This is a genomic window from Streptomyces sp. NPDC017676 (assembly GCF_044329325.1).
Lineage (GTDB): Bacteria > Actinomycetota > Actinomycetes > Streptomycetales > Streptomycetaceae > Streptomyces.
The window spans coordinates 67,282-79,426 of record NZ_JBIRJA010000027.1 but is presented as its reverse complement, the minus strand read 5'-3'; the positions used below and the strand labels follow the sequence as shown (position 1 = coordinate 79,426).

The following is a 12,145-nucleotide window of genomic DNA, read 5'->3' as shown; positions in this document are numbered from 1 at the left end:
GCTCGGCGGACGCCTCGCCGATGCCGCTGGACGCGCCGGTGATGACGGCCACCCGGCCGTCCAGGGGCCTGGCGGAGGACGTGGCAGAGGTCTCGATGGTCATGCGGTGACACCTTCCGAAAGGTGAGTCGTACAGGGACGGGGCCTGGGACCGCCGTCTCGCGGGGCCCGTCTCCCAGCAGACCATCGCGGGACCGGGACGGACGGCACAGAGGTGGCCCTGGCAAAACAGGTACTGGCAGGGCCACCCAGCGTGGGCTGAGCAGCGTGCGGGCGGTTGAGACTGGGTGTATGGACCGCAGCAGCGAGATCGCCGCCTTCCTGCGTACCCGCCGGGCGCGGGTGAGCCCCGAGTCGGCGGGGCTGCCCGCCGACGGGCGCACCCGGCGCGTTCCCGGCCTGCGCCGCGAGGAGGCCGCCCGCCTGGCAGGCGTGAGCACCGAGTACTACACCCGGCTGGAACAGGGCAGGGCCGCACACCCCTCGCCCGAGGTGGTGGACGCCCTGGCCCGCGCGCTGCGCCTGGACGCCGCCGAACGCGAGCACCTCACCAACCTCCTCGCCCGCCCCGGCGGCCGGCGGGCCCCGGTCAACCCGCAGCGGGTCCGCCAGGGGCTGTACCTGATGCTGCAGACCCTGGACCAGGTACCCGCGTTCGTCGTCGGCCGGCGCACCGACGTCCTCGCCTCCAACCGTCTGGCCCGCGCCGTCCTCACCGACTTCGAGGCACTGCCCGTTCAGCGGCGCAACCTCGCCCGCTATTACCTGCTCGACCCCGAGGCCCGCGAACGCACCGTCGACTGGGAGCAGATCGCCGCCGAGACCGTGGGCATGCTGCGCCTGGAGGCGGGCCGCTGCCCGCAGGACCGCCGGCTGGCCGACCTGATCGGCGAACTGACGCTCAAATCACCGGAGTTCAGCACGTGGTGGAACGACCATCGCGTCCTGCGCCGCAGCCACGGGACGATGCACTACCGGCACCCGCTCGTCGGCGACCTGCACTTCTCGTACGAGTCGCTGCAGCCGCCCGGCGACGACAACCAGACGTTGTGCGTCTACATCCCGGAGCCGGGCTCCGCCACGGCCGAGTCCTTGCACATCCTCAGCAGTTGGGCCACCGGCACGGCCCCGTCCCCCCGCCCGGCCGGTCCCGGGGCCTGAGGGTCGCACGGGCGTCAGCCGTCCCGGGCACGACGCCAGGCCGCGGGCAGGGAGGCGGGCCGACAGGCCGTGGCAGCGGTACTCCGCAGCCGGAGCCGCGCCATCCTGGCTCGTCGAAGATCGGCGCCGGGTCAGATGTGGCTATGCCGAAACCCGCGCGGTCCCGTGGTGGGCGGCAAGGCCGTCGAGGAGCAGGACGATGAGCCGAGAGGCGAGGTCGCGCTGGTCTTCATGCCCGCTGATGAGGGTGATTCCACCGAGCGCCATGAGGACGTCGTTCGGCTCTGCGTCCTCGCGCACCTGCCCGGCTGTGATCCCGGCCTCCAGCAGTGTCGTGACCGCCTCACGCAGGGCGTCGCGGCTGTGCCGGCGCAGGCCCTCGCTGGCGGCGAGGATCGCGGGCAGTGCGTCGGCCATGCCCTGCTTGGTCCGCATGTAGTCCACGAATGCCTCCGCCCACTCGTGGAGTGCAGCAAACGGCGAGCGGTCGGCGAGCAGCGTGCGGGCCGAGGCGCACAGCCGGTCGGTCTCATTGCGGTAAGTGGCCTCGATGAGGTCTTCCCGGGCGGGGAAGCGCCGGTAAAGGGTTCCGATGCCGACGCCGGCCTCGGCGGCGATCGCCTTGAGCGAGGCGTCGGCGCCCTGCTCCGCGAAGGCGCGGGCTGCTGCCTCCAACAAGCGGTCGTGGTTGGCCTGGGCGTCGGCCCGCAGTGAGCGCTGCATCACTCCTCCTTGCAAGCGGAGCCGGCTCCGCTTACAGTCGACACGTAAGCGGACCCAACTCCGCTTACTTGCCCATCGTAGGCGGACGTTCCGCACCCGCCCAACCTCACGAGCACGTAGCCGCCGGACACTCCCGGCCACGCGTCCATAACAAACCGGGACGAACCATGACGCAAAGCCTCACCACACCCTTTGGCGCGCAGTCGACCGCCTCCGAGGTCGTCGCCGGCGTCGACCTCACCGGCCGCCGCGCCGTCGTGACCGGTGCCGCTGGGGGCCTCGGTCGAGAGACCGCCCGTGCCCTGGCCTCGGCAGGCGCCGAAGTCACCCTCGCGGGCCGCAGCCTGGAAACCGCCACCATTGTCGCGCGGGAGATCGCCACCGAGACCGGCAACAGCCTGACGCGGGCCGCTCGGCTCGACCTCGCCGACCCGGCATCCGTCGCCGCCTTCGTCGCGGACTGGCGCGGACCACTGCACATCCTGGTGAACAACGCGGGGATCATGGCCACGCCCGAGCTGCGCACCCCTGCCGGCCGGGAGTTGCAGTTCGCGACCAACCACCTCGGCCACTTCGCCCTCACCGTGGGCCTTCACGACGCCCTCGCGGCGGCACGCGACGCCCGTGTGGTCGTCGTCAGCTCGGTCGGGCACATCAACGGCCCCGTCCGTTTCGACGACCCCGACTTCACCAAGGAGCCGTACGACCCGTGGCTGGCGTACGCCCAGTCCAAGACGGCGAACGTCCTCTTCGCCGTGGAGGCCGCGAAGCGCTGGGCCGCCGACGGTATCGCCGTCAACGCCTTGAACCCCGGGCGCATCTGGGAGACCGGCCTCGGCCGCCACATGGACACGCCGCCCGCCTCCTTCGATCCGTCGGGCACCTCCGGCGTTTCCGAGAAGAACATCGCCCAGGGCGCCGCGACCTCGGTCCTGCTGGCGGCATCCCCCTTGGTCGACGGCGTCACCGGCCGGTACTTCGAGGACTGTCAGGAAGCCGGACCGCACACCCCCGGGGTACGCCGCGGGGTCGCCGCCCACGCCGTCGACCCCGACAGCGCCCGCAAGCTCTGGGACCTGTCCATACGACTGACCACCCGCGACCGGTGAGCCCCACTCCGGCCGACCACCGGGACATGCCCGATGAGCACATGGTGGAACGACTGCCGCACGCTGCAGATCGACCTGTGCCTCGACGCCGGCGTCAACCTCGTCGACATCGCGAACACGTACTCGGCAGGTGTGGCTGAGGAGATCCTCGGCCATGCCCCAGCGGGGGGCGCGACCAGCTGCTGATCTCATCGACAGTGCGCATGGCGATGGGTGCCGGCCCCAGTGGCGAGGGACTGTCGCGCCACCACGTCCTCGACCATCGAGGAGACCATGGAATCCCTCGACTCCCTGGTCATCAGCGGCCGGAGAACGTGACCGGTCAGGAGTGCCGTAGCGCTTCTCGATCGAGGTCTGACAGACACGAAGGAGCGTGTCCCTTGTCTGGCGTATTGCGCACAGCCGACATACATGCCGTCGGCATGCAGCCCTGTCGCACCGGTCGTGTTGTTCTCAAGGGCGCGTCGCTTCGGATCAAGCAGGTGGTGCGTTCAATCAGCACCACGTATCAGTGACACAAAGATGCGGATGTCTCAGGCCGCAGGGCGGGTGCACCTGGTACGCGACCCGGGCACTGCGTCGTCCCGGGGTTCCTGCCGCTGCCGAACATGGGCGGCTCGGAGTGATCGTGCACTTGGATCCCGGCCTCCGAGCCATTTACCGGAGCCCCCCCTGACGGCCGGCTCCCAGTGGAATACCGCCGCTCGATTCCGGTCCGGAATTAGACCGGACATCACGCACATCCGCTCCCGCAAAGCGGCGCCGACCCGCAAAGGAGGGCCTTCAACAACCGGTCGGCGGAACGCCAAAGCCGCCGAATTCCTCCAGGAGCAACACCATGGCTGAGTTCGACCACAATATGTTCGAGCATGAGGGTGTCCGGATCCACTACGTGACCGCAGGCGAACCACCGTCCGAAGACGGAGACGACAAGACCATCGTGCTCATCCACGGCTGGCCCCAGACCTGGTGGGAATGGCGCCACATCATGGAGCCCCTGCACTCCGACGGCTGGTTCGTCGTGTCTCCCGACGTCCGGGGCGCCGGCGGCTCGTCGAAGCCCGAGGGCGGTTACGACAAACAGACGATAGCCGGTGACATCAGGGCGCTGCTGCCACGACCTCGGGATGCTGGTCGGCTACGCCTACGCCACTCTCTGGCCGGACGAGGTCGCGCGCCTCATGGTCTCGGAAGCCCCTATCCCGGGCACCGAGGGACACGAAAACGCTGTGGCGACGACGAGCTACGGTAAGAACAGGATCTGGCATTTCCACCTGCACGGCGCGGCGGCAACGCGGCCGAGATGCTCATCGCCGGCCACGAGTTTCCGTACCTGCGCTCGTTCTATGTCGGGCTGAGTGCAAACCCTGACGCCATTTCAATCGCGGATGCGGAGCGCTACGTCGCCGACTAAACACAGCCAGGTGCCATGCGGGCGGGCATCGAACTGTTCAGGGCGTTCGAGAAGGACGCCGAGGACAACCGGCGCATCCTGGCGGAGAAGGGCAAGATCAAGTTGCCCGTGCTGGGGCTTGGAGGGACTGCCAGCTTCTTCCTGCCCATAGCGGAGAAAATGCTCTCGGAGGCCGCCGAGAACGTCACCGTCCGCGCGGTCGAGGACTCGGGCCATTGGATGGCCGAAGAACAGCCGGAACAACTCCTGGAGCGCCTGCGCGAATGGTTCCAAGAGACTGGTGGATGACGACGTCAACCGTGCCAAGGGCTCCTGAGGACGATGGACGCGCCGACTGGGCATCGATGCCGCGCTGCGTCGAGCGACTGCCGGGCCGGGCCGTGGTTCCAGGCGGCGGGCCGTGCGGGCGCGCCCTGGCGCACCGGCGCTGGCCCGGACGTAGGTACCGGCCCTGGGGTCAGCGGCGGTAGCAGTAGGAGTCGGAGGAGGCGTCGCCGCCCTGCAGGCGTGTCTGGTGCACGCGCAGGCCGGAGAAGTCCTCGCCGTGGGGGAAGCAGCGGCTGTCCACCGAGAGCCCGCCGCGCCGGCGCGGGGGCCCGGCCGGTACCAGGAGCAGGCCGGACCCCCGCGGACGAAGGCATCAGTAGTACGTGACGTCCCAGTGGTTGGCCCAGTGCTCGTCGGCGTAGTCGATGACCGTCCTGCCGCCGGAGGTGACACGCCACACCCAGGCGCCGTCACCGCGCTTGTGGTGCTTCCTGGAGTGCGCGTGGATGTAGTTGGTGACGCACGAGGTGCGGGCCACATCGACCTTGTAGCCGTTCCAGTGGCTGTACGTGCCCCCGGCGTGGCCGACCTCCGTGCCGCCGGTGATGACGATACGGCAGCCACTCTTGCGCTTCAGGGCGATGACCCCGTCGATGGTCCGGGCCCGGATGTCCTGCAGGCTGGTGCAGTTCTTGTTGTGGCGGTTGGTGCAGTTGCCCGAGGAGGAGCGGGTGATGCCCGCCGTCCTCAGCCGTGCCGCGGCCTGGGCGTCACTGAGCTTGCCGCCGCCACCGGCACCGCCGCCCCTCACCAGGGCGGCCCAGGTCTCGACGCCCACGACGCCGTTGGCGGTGAGGTGCTTGGCCTTCTGGAAGGCCTTGACCTTCGCGGTGGTACCCGAACCGAAGACCCCGTCGGCGGTGACGGCGTAGCCGTTGTCGGTGAGCTGGCGCTGCACGGCCTTGACACTCGGGCCCCTGGAGCCGGACTTGACCGTCATGACCAGCTTGGTCCAGGTGTTGGGTCCGACGATGCCGTCGGCGGTCAGGTGCTTCGCCCTCTGGAAGGCCTTGACCTTCGCGGCGGTACCCGAACCGAAGACCCCGTCGGCGGTGAGTGTGTAGCCCCGCGCGGTCAACAGGAGTTGGACAGTGACCACGTCCACGCCGCGCTGGCCGGACTTGACCGTCGGCCAGGACGCCCGTACGGCGGCGCCGGCGGTGGAGCCGGCCGCCCGCACCCCGCCGGGCGTGGTGGTCGCCGCAGCGGTGGTGACGTCGGTCGCCGTGATGCCGGCCGCCAGGGCGGTAGCGAGGAGCACGGACGCGGCCAGACTCCGGCGAGGCCTGTGAGTGGTGGTGGGCATGTATGCGATTCCTTTCCTCGATCTGTCGTGAGGTGTGACTGCGGAGGTTCACGCGGGTGGGCATAACTGCGTCGGACGGGCAGTTACCGCCGAAGAAGGGGAGGACGCAGAGTCTCAGGTGGTGCCGGTGGTGGCGGCCCCCTGCCGTACCCGCCCGGACACCGGCTCTGGCGGCCGGATGCCCGGGCTCGTCGGCTCCTCGGCTCGGGCGGCGGTACATCAGCGCACCCCGCGTGTACGCGCCGACGACTCCGTCAGCGGGAGGACCGCCCCGGCAGAGCGGGGCCGCGCGGGGAGCGCGAACGTTGACCCGGGATGACGACAGCCCTGCGCGGGCGCGTCGGTACACGCATAGATCTGGTCCTTCCATGGCGGTTGCCGGCGCGGCATCCGCAGCGATCCGCACCGGGAACGAGCATGGCGTCGGCATCGACGCGCTACCAGCGCATGGGGCGCCCAGGCACGTCCCGGGATTTCTCAGGCCGTTCACCTGCGCATTCACCCGACGCCGCAAAGTCCCGGGACGGCCCTGCGGTCCCTCTCCGGTGACCGGGAACGGCCGGCCCCCGACCCGGCGCGCCGGGCCCACCCATGACCGGAATCCATACGCGCGCAAGTGTGCCCATACGGAACTCGTCGAACCGGCGCCGGCACTGGCCATACTCGGCAGGAGTGACATCGCGGGAAGGAGCAGGGTGAGGTGGAAAGCGCTGCCCCCGTCACTGGACCCGGACGGGCGGCGGTTCGTCAGCACGCTGCGGCGGTTGAAGGACCACAGCGGGATGACGCTGAAGGACCTCCAGGCGAAGACGTATTTCAGTGCCTCGTCGTGGGCCCGATATCTCAACGGCACGGCCTTTCCCCCCGAAGCGGCGGTCGAGGCTCTCGCCCGGATCGCCGACGTGGATCCGGGTCCTTTGCTGGCGTTGCGCGAGGCCGCGGGAAAGACGTGGAACGCGGCTGGGGGAAGAACCTCCGCCGTCGGGCACCAGCCGGAACGGACGCAGGACGGTCCGGGCACCGACGGACCGCGGATGCGCGTCGCGGCACTGTCGCTGGCCGTGGGGACGCTTCTCCTGTCCGCCGCGCTGTCCGCGGCGCTGGTCCTCGACACCCGCCGCACGGCGCCCGGTTCCGCGCGCGTGTCGGGCTCCGCTGTCGGAAAGTACGACTGCCGGTACACACGGCGCGGCGATCTGCTGTTCAGCGGCAACAGCACCACGTCGTCCCGTCTGGTGATGCTCAACAGCACCGGTCCGGACGCCGCCGAGGTGCAGTGCCTGCTGCTGCGCCACAGGTTGTCCCCCGGTGATGTCGACGGCTACTACGGGCCCCGCACTCAGACCCAGGTCCGGCAGCTGCAAGCGCGGGGCCACATATCCGTCGACGGTGTCGTGGGGGAGGAGACCTGGCGCCTGCTGCGGCATGTGCGGTGACGACCGGCCTGAAAGCCGAAACGGGGGTTTCGACGATGGAGAAGCACCGGAAGGGACCACGCCCGCGCCCACTGCCCCCCGCTCTGCCGGAGGCGTGCGCGACCCTGATCGACGGGCTGCGGGACCTCAAGCACCGCAGCGGACTGACACTGGCGGAACTGGCCGATGTGACCGCCATCAGCAAGTCCTCCTGGGAGCGCTACCTCAACGGCAAGCAGTTCCCGCCCCGGCACGCCGTCGAAGCCCTGCGCCTGGCAGTGCGGTCGTCCGACGCCGGCATCCTGGAACGGTGGGAGCGCGCCGAAGCGGTCTGGAGCGGACGTGAGCCCGACATCACCGTGCCAGGGGGGATCCCCGCCGCCTCCGCCGGCAACGTGTCCACCGAGTCCGCGCTCCGAGCGCCGGTGCCGGGACGATCCCCCGGGCCGGCACCGCGGCGGACACGCCGACCAGTGCACGCCCTCCTGCTGGCCGCCTCCGAGAAGATCACCGAACACCCCGCCGCCACGGCGATCGGCGTGTTCCTCGCCTCGGCCCTGATGCTCGTTCCGGCCGCGCTGTACCACGAGTCCCACGACGCGGACCCGGCGGCCAGGGCCCTCCCACCGATCTGCCGGCTGACGTCGTGTGCCGGCCGCGACCCCAGAACCACCGCCTGCGAGGACCCGATGACCCTGGCGTCCCACACCGCGACGGACGGAACCCGCCTCGAACTGCGCCTCAGCCCCCGGTGCCAGGCGGGATGGATCCGTGCCCGGCCCACCCACACCGGCTTCCGCGTCGAGATCAGCTCCCCGGGACAGCGCTCCCGCGGCACCACGGCGACGCAGCGCGCCTCCCCCCAGGACCTCGTCACCACTCCCATGATCGCCGCGCCTCGGCCGTCCCGCCTCCAGGCCTGCTACTACGCGTCCGCCGACCGGCCCGCCAGAGAGTGCTTCAGCCCCTGAGCGGTCTCGCTCATGTGTCTCGCGGCTCAGGAAGAGATGGGGATCCGGGGCCGCGGCCGTGGAAAGTGCGGCGCAGGTCCCGCACCAGGGCGTCGGCGTCGTCCCAGGGGAGACGTGGCCACTCCGGGGTCGTGGGCGACACGGAAGAGGTCGTGGGCTGACGAGCAGTTGAGTCCGCCGCGCCGTACGCCACAGGCCGACAGACTCGGCTGACCCAGCCGGCCGCCGGTGCCGTCACCCGCTCGGCCCGGCGTGAGAGGTGGGCCTGGCGGCGGGCGGCTCCGGCGGCGGCTCCCGCACCCGGCCGGGTCGCCGGTCTTCCCGGCATCGCGCCGTGGTCGGCTCCCATCGAACGGGCCGCGGGGCCGGGCGGAGCCCCGGCCTGGCTGCCGACCGTGACGTGCGAGCAGGGCGTCGGGGTCGCCCCGGTTGTGCGCTGCCTGCGTCGGCTCAGGGGCAGGGCATGCTCATGTAGAGCGCTTGCTCGCCCTTGGAGGGGGTGCCGTCGTAGAGGGCCGTGTCCAGCCCGCAGAAGGTGAAGCCGATCCGTCGGTAGGCGTGGATCGCCGGCGCGTTGACGTTGGTGACCTCCAGCCAGAGGTGCACGGCGCCCCGCTTCCGGGCGAACTCCATCGCGAGCCCCATCAGCGCGCGGCCGACCCCCCGGCGCGACCCCGATGTCTTCGACGGTCAGCCGACGGTTCCAACCGGAGTACGAGACGATGACGAACCCGGCCAGGTCACCGGCGGCCCCGCGGGCGACGAAGGTGCGGGAATACCCGTCGTCCCCGCCGTCCCCGTCATCGCCCTCATCCCCGCCATCGCCGTCGTCGCCCGACCCATCCTCGGGGAAAACCTTGGTCAGGGGCGGCTCCACGGGGACCTCCCGCAGCCAGAACCCATCGGCGCCGACGGTCACCCGGAAGACCGTGCCAGTGGTGAAGGAACTGTCCAGGGCCTTGATGGCCGCGGCGTCCTCGGGGACGGCGATGCGGTACCGGTAAGCGGCTTTGTCGGCAGTGGTCACGCCAGGACACTAGGACCGACCGGACCACGACAGGACGGATTTCGGCCGACCGCGCCCGCGTCCCCGGACCGGTCCCGCGGTCACGGGCCGACCGGCTGCCGTTCTCTTGAGGCTCGCGCGAGCGTTCGTCATCGCCTCCCTTCGACGACCGGAGTGAGCGGGCACTGGCCGATCGAGGACCTGTGGCCTTGCGCTGATGTCCCGTCAGGAACGGCGTCACGCGGGCGGTTGGAGGGTGATGAGGAATTCCTGGTCGCGGGCGCCCGAGCAGCGGGCCTGGACGATCTCGGCGCCATCGTCGGTGTCCTGGTCGCGGACGGAAAGGCACGTGCCGGTGGCGGCGGGGCGGAGACGGAAGTGTGCTGAGGCCGGCGGGCCGATCGGTTCGACCTGGAACTGCTGCGCGGGATCGTCCTCGGCGCAGTCGTCCCGGGGTTCGATCAGATCGCGGCCGGGGCCGTCGCGTAAGAGGGTCAGGCAGCCGACGCCGTACTTCGGATGGTGCCACTGGATCTCCACCAGGTTCTCACCGACGGGTTCGATGTAGGTGTGGGGCGGGTCGGCGTGTGCGCAGGGATACTGGGCCGCGATGGCCGTGGCGTAGTGGTGGGTGCGGTCGCGTCCCTCGGTCATACAGAGCCGTGGGGTGCGGGCGGGGTGGATCTGAGCCCAGCTGCCGGCGGCCAGGATGGCCAGCCCCCGCACTGGGCGGGCTGAGACGCTCGTGCGGTGCGGTGCGGACGGCGTCACCAGCAGTGTCTGCAGGGCCAGTGCTGCTCCGGCGCCGATCAGCGCGGCTGCGACCAAGCGCGTGAGGCCGAGCAGGCGTCCGGATCGCCGCTCGCCGTCGGCGGAGTCGGAGTCGGAGTCGGAGCCGGTGTCGGTGTCAGGTGGCGCCTGCTCGCCGGCTTCTCGTGGGACGGGACCGGTGCGGGTCCCGGGAGGCTCCTCGGCCATGGCCAGGCGTCGGCGAGCGTCGAGCCACCGCTGGACCTCGGTCTCGCTGAGTCCGCACGCGCGGGTGAACGCGGCGACGAACGGTTCGCGGGGCAGCGTCGCACGGCCCAGAGCGGTCGCCATCGTGCTGGCGGCCAGCGTGTCCCCGCGCGCTGCGGCCTTGCCTTCCAGCTGCCGATAGGACAGGCCGGACCAGATCCGCAGGGCGCGCAGCGCCGCGGTGAACTCCTCGGCGCTGCGCGCCCGGTCCGGCTGCGGTGTGCCCGGTGACGGCGGCCCGGCTTCCTTGCTCTGTGCACCTCGTCCCACGGTTCCACCGTAACGGGGCCTCTCCGCCGGGTGCTTACAGCGAATTCGTCAACTCGGCGCGCTGTTCAGCCATGTTCGTCCCGGTGTTCGGCAGTGTTCGAGGGCTGGTCGGGACTGTTCCGAACGTACGCGAACAGCTGGGCGGGTTGTGCGCGCTCGCCATCGTCGACAGGCTCAAGACCGTCGCCATCGGCCGCCGCCACCGTGCCGGAACGGGAAGTCGTCCCCCCTGCCCTTGAGCAGCCTCGTGGAGTGCGCCGGCGCGCCCCGTGGTGTCCACGGGGTCCATGCCGCCCCTGGTGACGATCCGGAAAGAGAGCGAGAGCTGGAAGGAACCTACGACTGATGAAGGCTGCCATGACGCTGACAGGAATCCTGGCCGGGCTGGTGACCGCGGGAACGCTTGCCCTTGCGCCGCCGTCGTCGGCGGCATCCACCGCGAGCGACGACACCTTCTTCACCACCCAGGCGACCAAGCAGTACACCTGCGCCAAGACCACCTGCGGGGTGAAGCGGAACCTGTTCCGCGGCCAGCCGCTGATGATCAGCTGCTACAAGACCGGGCAGCGCGTCTCGGGCAACTCCGTCTGGTACTACACCACGACGTTCGAAGGCGAACACTGGGTCGACGGGTACACCCCGGGCCAGCACATCGACACCGGCTCCGACCCGCGGCCTGGAATCCCTCCCTGCTGAGCAGCTCGACACCGGCAACCGTCGCGTCTCCCACCGGGCCGCCGCGGTCACGTGACGCACCCCGTCCCGCGCGACTGTTTCGCGCCTCCACGCTACGGCTGCGACGCCCAGGCGCCGCAGGCCCATGCCCTCCCCCTGCTGTGAAAAGGAGAACCTCCATGTTCATGACCCTTCGACGTCGAGCCGGGCTCTTCGTGTCGGCGTTCACACTCGGTGCCGCAGCTGTTGCCGCGGGGCCCGCGACCGCCTCTCCTGCCTCCGTGCCGTCCGTGCCCTCCGCGCCGGCCGCGGAGAGTGCCTGTCCCTACGACCGGACCCACCCGAACCTCTACCCCGGTGACACCGGCAAGGCCGTCACCCACGCGCAGTGCCTGCTGAACATCTATGGCCGGCACCTTCAGGAGGACGGCGTGTTCGGCGCCGCCACGAAGGCCGCCGTCATCTGGGCGCAGGGCCGGTGCCACATCACCACGGACGGAATCGTCGGCCCGAAGACGTGGGACTGCCTGCACCCGGACAAGAGCCCCAACCCCTGACCCCCTTGCTGCCACAGGCCCGACACACGCCGGTCCGGATCCGCCGGGGAGGCGGATCCGGTGGGGGCGGATCGGTATGGGGGCGGATCCGGTGGGGGGCGATCGTGACGCGCGGGCCATGCCCACGGCCCAACCGACCGGGGCGCCCGCCGTCGCCACGGCCGCCGCGCCGGCCTCGAAGCCTCCCTACGACC

General features: G+C 70.7%; 12 protein-coding genes and 1 pseudogene. 9 read left to right on the top strand and 4 right to left on the bottom strand.

The genetic code is table 11. The features are described 5' to 3' along the window. Positions 1-291: 291 nt before the first annotated feature. Positions 292-1,161 carry a helix-turn-helix transcriptional regulator gene (locus ACH4LD_RS39340; protein ID WP_398059093.1) on the top strand — a complete coding sequence of 290 codons (870 nt, stop codon included), beginning with the start codon at positions 292-294 and terminating at the stop codon, positions 1,159-1,161. Positions 1,162-1,302: 141 nt separating this feature from the next. Here ACH4LD_RS39340 and ACH4LD_RS39335 read toward each other — a convergent pair whose 3' ends face one another. Next, complete coding sequence (locus ACH4LD_RS39335) at positions 1,303-1,884, bottom strand: TetR/AcrR family transcriptional regulator (protein WP_398059092.1); 582 nt, start codon at positions 1,882-1,884, stop codon at positions 1,303-1,305. Positions 1,885-2,051: 167 nt separating this feature from the next. Here ACH4LD_RS39335 and ACH4LD_RS39330 point away from each other — a divergent pair, with 167 nt between their 5' ends. The 4 genes from ACH4LD_RS39330 (at position 2,052) to ACH4LD_RS39315 (ending at position 4,695) form a co-directional block, all read left to right on the top strand. After that, positions 2,052-2,993, top strand: coding sequence for an SDR family NAD(P)-dependent oxidoreductase (locus ACH4LD_RS39330; RefSeq protein ID WP_398059091.1), 942 nt, complete (start codon positions 2,052-2,054; stop codon positions 2,991-2,993). 33 nt (positions 2,994-3,026) lie between these two features. Beyond that, positions 3,027-3,179: a hypothetical protein gene (locus tag ACH4LD_RS39325; protein WP_398059090.1), complete on the top strand. Its 153-nt coding sequence runs from the start codon at positions 3,027-3,029 to the stop codon at positions 3,177-3,179. A 652-nt stretch (positions 3,180-3,831) separates the two neighbouring features. Further along, entirely contained in the window at positions 3,832-4,245 is a 414-nt protein-coding gene (locus tag ACH4LD_RS39320; RefSeq protein ID WP_398059088.1) for an alpha/beta fold hydrolase, read from the top strand. A gap of 177 nt (positions 4,246-4,422) precedes the next feature. Beyond that, positions 4,423-4,695, top strand: coding sequence for an alpha/beta fold hydrolase (locus tag ACH4LD_RS39315; RefSeq protein WP_398059087.1), 273 nt, complete (start codon positions 4,423-4,425; stop codon positions 4,693-4,695). A 352-nt stretch (positions 4,696-5,047) separates the two neighbouring features. Here ACH4LD_RS39315 and ACH4LD_RS39310 read toward each other — a convergent pair whose 3' ends face one another. After that, positions 5,048-6,040, bottom strand: coding sequence for a peptidoglycan-binding protein (locus tag ACH4LD_RS39310; RefSeq protein ID WP_398059086.1), 993 nt, complete (start codon positions 6,038-6,040; stop codon positions 5,048-5,050). A 695-nt stretch (positions 6,041-6,735) separates the two neighbouring features. Here ACH4LD_RS39310 and ACH4LD_RS39305 point away from each other — a divergent pair. Both ACH4LD_RS39305 and ACH4LD_RS39300 read left to right on the top strand, forming a co-directional pair. Then, positions 6,736-7,476: a helix-turn-helix domain-containing protein gene (locus tag ACH4LD_RS39305; protein WP_398059085.1), complete on the top strand. Its 741-nt coding sequence runs from the start codon at positions 6,736-6,738 to the stop codon at positions 7,474-7,476. Between the two features lie 35 nt (positions 7,477-7,511). Next, positions 7,512-8,426: a DUF2690 domain-containing protein gene (locus ACH4LD_RS39300; RefSeq protein ID WP_398059084.1), complete on the top strand. Its 915-nt coding sequence runs from the start codon at positions 7,512-7,514 to the stop codon at positions 8,424-8,426. A gap of 450 nt (positions 8,427-8,876) precedes the next feature. On the opposite strand, the pseudogene ACH4LD_RS39295 reads toward ACH4LD_RS39300, so the two are convergent. Both ACH4LD_RS39295 and ACH4LD_RS39290 read right to left on the bottom strand, forming a co-directional pair. Next, positions 8,877-9,453: pseudogene (locus ACH4LD_RS39295) on the bottom strand (GNAT family N-acetyltransferase). A gap of 216 nt (positions 9,454-9,669) precedes the next feature. Continuing rightward, positions 9,670-10,719 carry an RICIN domain-containing protein gene (locus tag ACH4LD_RS39290; protein WP_398059083.1) on the bottom strand — a complete coding sequence of 350 codons (1,050 nt, stop codon included), beginning with the start codon at positions 10,717-10,719 and terminating at the stop codon, positions 9,670-9,672. A gap of 357 nt (positions 10,720-11,076) precedes the next feature. On the opposite strand from ACH4LD_RS39290, the gene ACH4LD_RS39285 reads away from it, so the two are divergent. Continuing rightward, positions 11,077-11,415 (top strand): hypothetical protein, encoded by a 339-nt coding sequence (locus ACH4LD_RS39285; protein WP_398059082.1) that lies wholly within the window; start codon positions 11,077-11,079, stop codon positions 11,413-11,415. A 164-nt stretch (positions 11,416-11,579) separates the two neighbouring features. Continuing rightward, positions 11,580-11,951 carry a peptidoglycan-binding protein gene (locus tag ACH4LD_RS39280; RefSeq protein WP_398106216.1) on the top strand — a complete coding sequence of 124 codons (372 nt, stop codon included), beginning with the start codon at positions 11,580-11,582 and terminating at the stop codon, positions 11,949-11,951. The last annotated feature ends 194 nt before the right edge of the window (positions 11,952-12,145 follow it).

Excerpts from the sequence above, each read along its gene's own strand:
- ACH4LD_RS39340 (WP_398059093.1), top strand. The coding sequence starts at position 292 with ATGGACCGCAGCAGCGAGATCGCCGCCTTCCTGCGTACCCGCCGGGCG.
- ACH4LD_RS39335 (WP_398059092.1), bottom strand. The coding sequence starts at position 1,884 with ATGCAGCGCTCACTGCGGGCCGACGCCCAGGCCAACCACGACCGCTTG.
- ACH4LD_RS39330 (WP_398059091.1), top strand. The coding sequence starts at position 2,052 with ATGACGCAAAGCCTCACCACACCCTTTGGCGCGCAGTCGACCGCCTCC.
- ACH4LD_RS39325 (WP_398059090.1), top strand. The coding sequence starts at position 3,027 with ATGAGCACATGGTGGAACGACTGCCGCACGCTGCAGATCGACCTGTGC.
- ACH4LD_RS39320 (WP_398059088.1), top strand. The coding sequence starts at position 3,832 with ATGGCTGAGTTCGACCACAATATGTTCGAGCATGAGGGTGTCCGGATC.
- ACH4LD_RS39315 (WP_398059087.1), top strand. The coding sequence starts at position 4,423 with ATGCGGGCGGGCATCGAACTGTTCAGGGCGTTCGAGAAGGACGCCGAG.
- ACH4LD_RS39310 (WP_398059086.1), bottom strand. The coding sequence starts at position 6,040 with ATGCCCACCACCACTCACAGGCCTCGCCGGAGTCTGGCCGCGTCCGTG.
- ACH4LD_RS39300 (WP_398059084.1), top strand. The coding sequence starts at position 7,512 with ATGGAGAAGCACCGGAAGGGACCACGCCCGCGCCCACTGCCCCCCGCT.
- ACH4LD_RS39285 (WP_398059082.1), top strand. The coding sequence starts at position 11,077 with ATGACGCTGACAGGAATCCTGGCCGGGCTGGTGACCGCGGGAACGCTT.
- ACH4LD_RS39280 (WP_398106216.1), top strand. The coding sequence starts at position 11,580 with ATGACCCTTCGACGTCGAGCCGGGCTCTTCGTGTCGGCGTTCACACTC.